Annotated in this window: 7 protein-coding genes; 1 reads left to right on the plus strand and 6 read right to left on the minus strand. The window is 74.1% G+C overall.

Annotated elements, in window-relative coordinates:
• Positions 1-32 precede the first annotated feature (32 nt).
• Positions 33-668, minus strand: a complete 636-nt coding sequence (locus tag NS184_RS16535; RefSeq protein ID WP_152998288.1) for a hypothetical protein — start codon at positions 666-668, stop codon at positions 33-35.
• Positions 669-731: 63 nt separating this feature from the next.
• On the opposite strand from NS184_RS16535, the gene NS184_RS16540 reads away from it, so the two are divergent.
• Entirely contained in the window at positions 732-1,640 is a 909-nt protein-coding gene (locus NS184_RS16540) for an alpha/beta fold hydrolase (RefSeq protein WP_083513792.1), read from the plus strand.
• Between the two features lie 24 nt (positions 1,641-1,664).
• Here the strand turns inward: NS184_RS16540 and NS184_RS18470 are convergent, their stop codons facing one another.
• The 5 genes from NS184_RS18470 to NS184_RS16565 all read right to left on the minus strand — a co-directional run.
• Complete coding sequence (locus NS184_RS18470) at positions 1,665-3,206, minus strand: PucR family transcriptional regulator (RefSeq protein ID WP_058727176.1); 1,542 nt, start codon at positions 3,204-3,206, stop codon at positions 1,665-1,667.
• On the minus strand, positions 3,203-4,252 hold the full coding sequence (locus NS184_RS16550) for a DUF917 domain-containing protein (RefSeq protein WP_058727177.1): 1,050 nt from the start codon (positions 4,250-4,252) through the stop codon (positions 3,203-3,205). Before NS184_RS16550 ends, NS184_RS18470 begins: the two co-directional genes overlap by 4 nt.
• A gap of 60 nt (positions 4,253-4,312) precedes the next feature.
• Complete coding sequence (locus NS184_RS16555) at positions 4,313-5,446, minus strand: DUF917 domain-containing protein (RefSeq protein ID WP_058727178.1); 1,134 nt, start codon at positions 5,444-5,446, stop codon at positions 4,313-4,315.
• Positions 5,443-6,567 (minus strand): DUF917 domain-containing protein, encoded by a 1,125-nt coding sequence (locus NS184_RS16560; protein WP_193750539.1) that lies wholly within the window; start codon positions 6,565-6,567, stop codon positions 5,443-5,445. Before NS184_RS16560 ends, NS184_RS16555 begins: the two co-directional genes overlap by 4 nt.
• Positions 6,564-7,850 (minus strand): hydantoinase/oxoprolinase family protein (locus NS184_RS16565; protein WP_058727179.1); only part of this gene is annotated, 1,287 nt, incomplete at its 5' end. The genes NS184_RS16560 and NS184_RS16565, both read right to left, overlap by 4 nt.

A 7,850-nucleotide genomic window follows, 5' to 3' on the forward strand; every position in this document is an offset into this window, starting at 1 on the left:
GGCGTCCGTCCCGCGGCGTGGCCGGCTCGTCGTCAGCGATCCGGCAGCGCCCAGGTGACGTCCTTCGTGGATCCGGTCGTCCCGTCGAACGTCAATCCGGTCGGTCGGGCGCCGCCGGTCGCGGAGGCCGTCAGGCACACGTGCTGCACGATCCCCGTGGGGTCGTCCCCGAAGGACTCCCGCTCCGGGTCACGGCAGTGCTGCAGGTCGTCCGGGACGCTGAGCGTGGAGAGGTCGTCGCGGTCCGCGTCCGTCGTCACCGCCCGCATCCGTTGGTTCGGGTACCAGGGCCCGGGGCCGTCGACGAGCACCCAGTCGTAGTCGATCCACCAGCCGACGGCGGCGTCCGACATCGATCCGCCGCTGAGCGACCGGACACCGGAGAAGTCTCCGGGCTTCCCCTCCGTGACCGCGGTGACCCGCACTGCGACGATCCGGTCGCCCTCCGACGGGTCCGCTGCGCGCACGATGCCCCAGTCGCCCGCGGCCACGGTCGCCCCGTCCGCCACCGGTTCGGCAGGCGCGAAGGTCGCGGTCGCGGTGGCCTCGAGCGGGACGCCGCCGTTCGGCACGTCCGACTGCGTGGAACACCCGGCGAGCGACGCGGCCAGCACGATCGCCGGCGCCACGACCGCGAGCACCAGCCGACGTGTTCGTCGTTCCCCCATGCCCGGCAGCGTACCGGGGGCAGCGCGGGCCGGCAGCACGCCGGAGGACCGTTGCATGGCAGCATGCAGGCAGCAGACCGACGCCCGAGCACCGAGGAGCCGCCCATGCCGCAGGTCACGACGCCACGAGGGGTCATCGAGTACCGCGAGGACGGGGACCCGAACGGCGTGCCCGTCGTGCTCGTGCACGGCTTCCCGGACGGCCCGTCGACCTGGGACGCGGTCGTGGCCGCGCTGCCCGCCGGTCTCCGCATCGTCCGCCCGTCGCTCCGCGGCGTCGGCGGCAGCAGCGTGCGCCCGGAGGAACGGTCCGGTCAGGTCGCCGCCCTCGCGACGGACCTGCTCGACCTCTTCGACGCGCTCGACCTGCACGACGCCCTGCTCGTCGGCCACGACTGGGGCTCCCGTACCGCCCACGCGGTCGCGGCCGTCGCACCCGAGCGGCTCCGTGGGCTCGTGACGATCGCGACCGCGTACGGCCCGCGCACGGGCCTGACCGTGCAGGAGTCCCTCGATGACGCGGCGGTCGCCTGGTACCGCTGGTGGCTGTGCACCGACGTCGGAGAGACTGCGTTCCGACGCTCTCCGGACGAACTGCTCGTCTGGTCGTGGGACCACTGGTCGCCACCGAACACCATCCCGGCCGAGGAGCGGGCGACCCTGCTCGCCTCGTTCACGTCCGACGAGTTCGTCGACACGGTCGTGCACTACTACCGGCACGGCGCCGGCGAGGCTCCGGGCAACCCGCGGTACGCCGACCTGCAGACGACGCTCGACGCCTGGCCGGCGATCCGCGTGCCGACCACGTTCATCGTCGGTGACGCGGACGGGTGCGAGACCGTCGCGGCGGCGCGGGACGCCCGGTCGTCGTTCGACGGCGATTTCCGGCTCGTCGAACTCGCCGGCGTCGGGCACTTCGTGCAGCGGGAGGCGTCGGCGGAGGTCGTCGCCGCGATCACTGAGCGGCTCTGACCGGATCGGCGGAGTCCGTCTCGCTCAGGCCCCGCCGAGTGCCCGGGTCGCCAGGTGCAGCGCCAACCGCGTCTCGGGGTCCGACAGGTCCACCCGGAGCCGTCGCTCGACCCGGGCGATGCGATCCGCCACGGTGTTGCGGTGCACCCCGAGCACGGCTGCGGTCTCGGCGATCGAGGACTCCGCGTCCAGGTACGCCGCCAGCGTCTGCCGGAGCGCACCTCCCCCGCGTTCGAGCGGGGCGAGCAGCTGCTCGGCGGCCGGCAGGAACGTGTCGGTCTGCGTCCACGCGAGCAGGAGCTGCGCCAGTCCGAGCCGGTCGACGTGCACGAACCAGCCGGATTCGGGTCGGGCGGCTGCCAGGCGGACCGCGTCACCGGCCTCACCGAGGGTGCGGACGAGTCCGGCCGGGCCGGCGTGCACACTCCCGACGCCCACGTTCGTGTCCACGGCCTGGCGGAGGGTGTTCTGCGCGGCCCGGACGCTCGTCGCGACCGCGGCCACGGTGGCCTGGTCGGGTTCGTGGTCCACGGAGGTCCACAGCGCCCACCCGTCGGTCTGCTCGACCACGGTCACCGCGAGCTCGTGGACGGCGAACGCCGTCTCGACCTCACGACGCAGGGCGACCGCGTCCACCCGGTCCCCGGCATCCCGCGCGGCGACGAGCCGGATGCCGACGTGCCACGCATCGAGCCGCCAGCCCGACGCGAGCGTCCGCTGCACGAGGGCCGGGGTCGGGGCGCCGTCCGCCGCGCGGAGGTCGTCGAGCATCGTCATGCGGTACCGGGCATCGCGTTCGTCGTCGAGCCGGGTCAGCACGAGGCGGTGGCCGGTCGCGACCGCCGCGACCCGGAGCGCGGTCGCGACGGTCGTCCGCTCGGCCGGCACGGGGGCTGCGAGCCCGACGGCCAGCCACGCACGGGCTCCGATGCCGGTCGGCACCGGCACCGCGACCACCGTCTCACCGCGCTCGTCGGACGCCCAGACCGGTTCGCTCGTCCCCGACGTGCGCGCGAGGAGTGCCGCGGTGGTCGGCGCCACGGGCTGACCGCGGAGTGCTCGACCGGACGCGTCGAGGAACCGCAGTGGATGGCCGAGTTCGGACTCGAGGCGGCCGAACAGGTCCTCGAGCGCGGGACCCGCGTCCAGGCCCACGCGTGCAGCAGCCAGTGCTGCACGGGCCGCGGGGGCATCCCCGGTGCCGAGCAGTTCGTGCAGGCGGACCGAGGCGGTCCACGGGTCCCCGACGTCGACCACGGTCACGTCGAGCCGGTCCGCGAGCGCCGCGGTCCCGGCGCCGAGCGGCGGGGCCGAGTCCTCCGGTGCGACGACGAGCAGGGTCACGCCCGAGGTCGCGGCACGTCGGAGCAGCACGTCGAAGCGCGCGTCGAACCGCTCGACCGGCGTCAGGAGCACCACGGCGTCCTCAGTGCCGGTGATCGCGCGGCCGACCTGCACGGGGGCGCCGGCGAGCCCGCGGACCGCGGTGACGGTGCCGGAGACCGGTCCGGCGATCACGACCGCGTCCGTCCCGAGCAGCGGGAGGGCGTCGACGACCCGGATCACGCCGCGACCTCGCGGACGACCTCGGCGTCGATGCCGAACGCACGCGGCGACACCCGTGCGGTCCGCCGTGGCTCGCTCCACCACCACGGCGCACCGGGGAGCACGAACACGGCGAGCTCGTCCCCGACCCGGGCCCGGTCGGTCGCCACGGGCCGCAGCGACCGAGCATCGACGACGACGATGCAGCTGGGGCTGCTCGCCACCGGCTCACCGTCGACCAGGCAGTGCACCCACTCGCTCCCGGCCTCGATCCGGGCGATGGCGCCGGTCCGGACATCGCGGACCGCCATCGACCCGTGCACGAACGCCACGGCGTCCCCGCCGCGCTGGACGTCGAGGACCCGCCCCTCCGTGACGAGTCGACCGCCCACCGCGTGGACGAGGCCGTCGACGTCGAGCGACGTCGACGCCGCACGGCCGACCTGCAGGGCCCGGCTCACACTGCCGGTCACGGCCCGCTCGGCGAGCACGTCGGCGTCCACGGGTCCGATCGCGAAGGCCGCCCACCCGCCGCTGTGCGACACGGCTTCGCGCCAGACGGTCTCGAGGTCGCGGGGGTCCGGAGCGTCGACGACGATCCGGAGCCCGCTGGAGGTGACCGCGGCGGCGGTGACCGCGGGCAGTGGGTCCACGAAGAGCGAGAGCTGGTCGATGCGCGGTGTCGCTCGTCCGACCAGGTCGGCGTCGACGAGCGGCAACCCGGCGGCGAGTGCCGTGAGGGCGGCGGCCGGGCCGGTGACGCCGCCGATCTGCGCTGCCACGACGGCGTCGGCGCGACGTCCGGTCCACCGCTCGACGGCCGCGAGCGCGTCCGGGAGCTCTCGGCCGCTCGGGGTCTTCTCCTCGAGGACGGTCGTAGATCCGATGAGCCCGACCGCGATGACCGAGCGCGCACCGGCTCCGACCGGGACCACCGGCACCTCGCCGTCACCGAGGGCGCGGCGGAGTGCGAGCGCCATGTGCTCGACCTGGCCGCCACCGCCGCACCCGAGCAGGGCGGTGCCGCGGGCGAACACGTCGACGTCGTCGGCCTGGAGGCCCGTCACGCCTCCGTCACGCTGCTCACCCGGGTGCACGGGCCCATGTTCTCACCCCGCCGTCCCCGGTCAGCGGGTGGTCGCGAGGGTCCGCTCCGCGGACGTCGGCACCGGGACGAGGTCCTCCACCGGCACGAACGCGTCGTCGAGGCCGAAGCACGACGGACCGAACACCGCGAGTGCCTCCGGCGTGCGCATGAGGTCCGGTGTCGAGACCCCGACCACGCGGACACGCTGGCCGTACCGGAGTCGTTCGGTCGTGATCGGCTCGGCGGTCTCGGCGTCGAGGACGCAGATCAGGTCGGGCACCACGGCGACCACCTCGCCGTCGCGTCGCGCCACGAGGTTCTCGTTCTGGAAGGCGATCTCGAGCGTCGAGCCATCGGCGGCCTGCACGACCGCCCGGCCCTTCGCGAAGCCGTCCACCGTCCGGCGCTCCACGTCGACGACCTTCCCGTCGAACAACTCGCGCAGGTGTGTGTAGATCGTCTCCGAGAACGCGTCGGCGAGTGCGGCGACCGGATCGCGGTGCTCCTCGCGCGCCCGGCGGACGGCACGGCCGACCGACAGCGCGAGTGAGAGGGTCCGCGGGACCGCGGTGACCTTGACCTGCCGGCCCGACATCGCGTACTCGGCGATGTACGCGACCCCGCCGAGGCGGATCGTGACGCCGCGCGCGAGCCACTCCATCTGCCGGTTGTCGTGCCCCGTGTCGATGACGACGCCGTGCCCGTTCTCGTCGCTGATCGCGAGCGGCGACCCCGGGACGCCGTAGACCGCGAACGTCTCCATCTGGAGCTCCGGGAACGCCCGGCCCATGCCGTCGGCATCGACGACGGGCAGTCCGCCGGTGGCGCCGACGAGCAGCGGGATCATCGAGTTGATGCCGCCGCACTCGATGGGCATGGTGGCCGCGGCCGTCCGGCCGAGGTGCTGCTCGAGCCGGCGGAGTGCGCCGAGGGGCTCCGGGCCGGCCGGGATCCGCTCGAGCACGACGGTCGGAGCACCCATCTGTGCGGTCGGGATGACGAGCGCGTGGTCGTCGACCTCGGACGGGTCGAGGATCGTCACCGGCCCGTGCTCCTCGATCGCCGCCTTGACGAGCAGCATCCCGATGGTGGGATCGCCGCCGCCGCCGGTGCCGAGCAGGGCCGCTCCGCGGGCGAGGTCGGGCAGGTCCTCCACGTCGATGGTCCAGCTCATCGTTCCGCTCCTTCGCTGACGGTGCCGTCGTGGCGGACCGCCGGGGTGTCGTAGCCGAAGTACCGCGGCCCGGCGAGGTCGAGACCGCCGGCGGAGTGCCAGCGCTCGTCGGCGGGCGCGGTGACGATCCGGACGCGTGCGCCGAACCGGAGTCCCTCGGTGGTGATCGGTTCGCCGGTCTCGGCGTCCAGGGTGACGATGAGGTCCGGGGTGGTGGTGCGCACCGAGCCGGCCACCTCGACCAGCAGGTGCTCGTTCTGGAAGGCGAGCCGTGCCTCCAGGCCGGTGTCGGCACCGGAACCGACGATGCGGGCGGTCCCGCGCGCGAAGCCGGTGACGGTCTTCCGTTCGACGTCGGCGACCTTGCCCTCGAACACGGTCGTGCCGCCGAGGACCGCCGCGACGGCGGCGACGGGGTCCTCGTTGGCGGCGCGGGCGTCGGCGAGCGCCTCGCCCAGCTGGACGCACCGCGAGAGGCTGCCGCGGACGTACGACTCCTTGACCTGCGCGCCGGACATCGCGTACTGCGCGGTGATCGCGGAGCAGCCCATCTCGACGGTCGCCGTGCGGGCGAGTCGTTCGGCCCAGCGGTTGTCGACGGTGTCGAAGACGGCGGTGTTGCCCTTCTCGTCGGCGAGCGCCATCGGCGTCGCGCTCACGCCGGACAGCGTGGGCAGGACCATCTGGACCTCGGGGAAGGCACGGCCCATCGCGTCCGCGTCGATGACGGGCAGGCCGAGCTCCGCCGCGGCCACCACAGGGCTCGTCGAGTTGACACCGCCGACCTCGATGCAGGCGATGTGGGTCGGCGTGACACCGAGGTGGGTCGCGAGGCTCCGGATCGCCCCGGCGAACTGGCCGGCGGACGGGAGCTTCTCGACCATGACCGTGGGTGCGCCGATCATCGCGACGTTGAGGACGACGGCGTCGTCGGGCAGGTCCTCGACCGCGACGACCGGCACCGGACCGTGCTCGCGGACGGCGGCCTCGGCGAGCAGCCGCCCGATGTACGGGTCGCCGCCACCGCCGGTGCCGAGGATCGCGGCGCCGCGGGCGAGCGCGGAGCAGTCGGGACCGATCTCGGTGAGCTGCCGGACGGCGGCGGGCGCGAGGGCGCTCACCGGACCAACGCCCCGAGTGCGAGGTCGCCGACCGCCTTCGCGCGGATGCGGGTCGCGTTGCCCGGCAGGTACGGGATCGGGACCTCGTCGAAGTCGACGATCGCGACGCTGGACGGGTCTGCGCCGGCGGCGACGGCCCGGTCGACCGCTTCCTGCCGGGCCTCGTCGACGACGCTGGCCCGCTTGCCGTCGCTGATGGCGTAGACCTTGTCCACCTCGCCGGAGACCTGGGCGATCGCGGCGCCGATGGCGTTCGCGACCGAGTAGTGCTCGGGGCGGTGCACCGTGCTGAGGCCGGGAAGCTCCTCGGGGAGCAGGACGGACCCACCGCCCACCGCGACGACCGGCAGCGGGGCCGACGACGTGCGCATCCGCTCGACGATGTCCGCGACGCGTTCGGCGATGACGCCGAGTGCGCGCTCCGCCACCTCCGTCGGGACACCCGCCACCCGTGAGACGTCCCCGATGGCGCCCCGGCCGCCGCGGACGGCGACGTCGGTGGCGGTCAGGGTGTCACCACCGAAGACGAGGCCCTCCTCCGTGAGCCGGTAGCCGACCGAGTCGGGTCCGACGACCGCGCCGTCCTCACGGATGCGCGAGCCGCCACCGATGCCGATCGACAGGACGTCCGGCATCCGGAAGTTCGTGCGGATGCCGGCCACCGCGACCTCGCCCGTGGCCTCGCGCGGGAACCCGCCGGTGAGGACGCCGACGTCGCTCGTGGTGCCGCCGACGTCGACGACCGCGCAGGTGTCGAACCCCGACAGCACGGCCGCGCCGCGCATGGAGTTCGTCGGCCCGGAGGCGAACGTGGCGACCGGGTACCGGCGGGCGTACTCGACGTCCATCAGCGTGCCGTCGTTCTGGCTGAGGAAGAGGGGGGCCTCGATGCCGCTCGCCGCCACCGATGCCGACAGTCCGTCGACGATGCCGTCGGCGAGCTCCCGGAGTGCGGCGTTGATGATCGTGGCGTTCTCCCGCTCGAGCAGCCCGATGCGGCCGATCTCGCTGGAGAGCGAGAAGGCGACGTCCGGTCCGAGCTCGGCGGCGAGGATCTCCTGCGCGAGCTGCTCGAACTCGTCGTTGATCGGGGAGAAGACCGAGGAGATGGCGACCGAGCGGATGCCGGCGGCGGCGATGGCTGCCGCGTGGCGCTTCAGCTCGTCGGGGTCCAGCTCCGAGATCACCCGGCCGTCGAACTCGTGACCGCCGTGGGCCAGGAACGGACGGGCGTGCACGGCGCCGACGAGGTGCGCGGGCCAGTCGGTGAACGGCGGGAGGGA

It is taken from the genome of Curtobacterium luteum, from assembly GCF_001475545.1.
GTDB classification, from domain to species: Bacteria; Actinomycetota; Actinomycetes; order Actinomycetales; family Microbacteriaceae; genus Curtobacterium; species Curtobacterium luteum_A.

Excerpts from the sequence above, each read along its gene's own strand:
- NS184_RS16555 (WP_058727178.1), bottom strand. The coding sequence starts at position 5,446 with ATGAGCTGGACCATCGACGTGGAGGACCTGCCCGACCTCGCCCGCGGA.
- NS184_RS16535 (WP_152998288.1), bottom strand. The coding sequence starts at position 668 with ATGGGGGAACGACGAACACGTCGGCTGGTGCTCGCGGTCGTGGCGCCG.
- NS184_RS16540 (WP_083513792.1), top strand. The coding sequence starts at position 732 with ATGCAGGCAGCAGACCGACGCCCGAGCACCGAGGAGCCGCCCATGCCG.